General features: G+C 40.1%; 2 protein-coding genes. Both read left to right on the forward strand.

Features of this window, described 5'->3' with window-relative positions; genetic code table 11:
* Nucleotides 1–56 precede the first annotated feature (56 nt).
* The gene (locus QUA62_RS29270) at nt 57–410 is read left to right on the forward strand and encodes an IS630 transposase-related protein (protein WP_333408295.1); all 354 of its coding nucleotides are present in this window, start codon (nt 57–59) and stop codon (nt 408–410) included.
* Nucleotides 411–439: 29 nt separating this feature from the next.
* A complete protein-coding gene (locus tag QUA62_RS29275; protein WP_333408296.1) occupies nt 440–1,003 on the forward strand; it encodes an IS630 family transposase in 564 nt (187 codons plus the stop codon).
* Nucleotides 1,004–1,020: the final 17 nt, after the last annotated feature.

Below are 1,020 nucleotides of genomic sequence, written 5' to 3' on the forward strand. Positions count from 1 at the left end.
TACAGCACTTCCGGGTGTTATGAGGTACAATAAGAATAGATTAAAAAAATATACCAATGAAAGCATATTCAGTAGATTTGCGAACAAAAATAGTAGCAGCCCATCAAGATCAGAAGCTGTCGATCAGAAAAACAGCAGCGATATTTTCTGTCAGTAAAAGCTTAGTGCAAAAATTGGTCAAGCAACAAAAAATTGAAGGGAATTTACAGCCGAAACCCAGGGGGAAACCTCGATACAGTCATTTGAACAATTCCACAGCTTCTTTGAGAGAAATAGTGGCATCACATCCCGATGCCACCTTACTAGAATTGTGTGAGTTATTTGCCCAGAAGACTGGAAATTGGGTGGGTAGAACAGCCATGTGTAACGCTTTACAAAAGTTGGGATTAAATCGTAAAAAAAAACAGTGAGAAGTAGCCAAGCTGGCACTGAAAGAGTCATGAAATTAAGGTTAGAGTATTGGGAAAAAGTCAAGCATATCGACCAAAAGAATCTAGTCTTTTTAGATGAGACTGGAGTATTACTAGGTACAACCCGAACTCATGCACGTTCTCAACTCGGAACGAGAGCCTATGCGGTCAAACCTTTTTATCGAGGCAAGAAAGTCACAGTAATTGGTGCAATTAGTATCAAGCGAGTAGTGGCATTAATGACCATGGACAACTCGATGGATAGCCAAGCATTTGAGGTGTTTATCGCTCAATGTTTAGTGCCACAATTGTGGTCGGGGGCAGTAGTAGTGATGGATAACTTACCAGCGCATAAAGTTGATTCAATTAAGCCTATGATTGAAGCGGTGGGTGCTTCTATCTTGTGTTTGTCCCCATACTCTCCTGATTTTAATCCAATTGAATTATGGTGGTCGCAACTCAAATCTTTATTGCGACAGTTTTCACCAACCAGCACTAAAATGGTTGACACGATAATTGCTGTGGCTCTTGACTTAATTAATCCGAAACATCTTAAAAACTGGTTTACTAATTGCTGCTACTGTACCTCATAACATCCGGAAGTGCTGTA

Origin of the sequence: Microcoleus sp. MON1_C1 (assembly GCF_036701945.1) — a bacterium.
Classification (GTDB): Bacteria; Cyanobacteriota; Cyanobacteriia; order Cyanobacteriales; family Microcoleaceae; genus Microcoleus.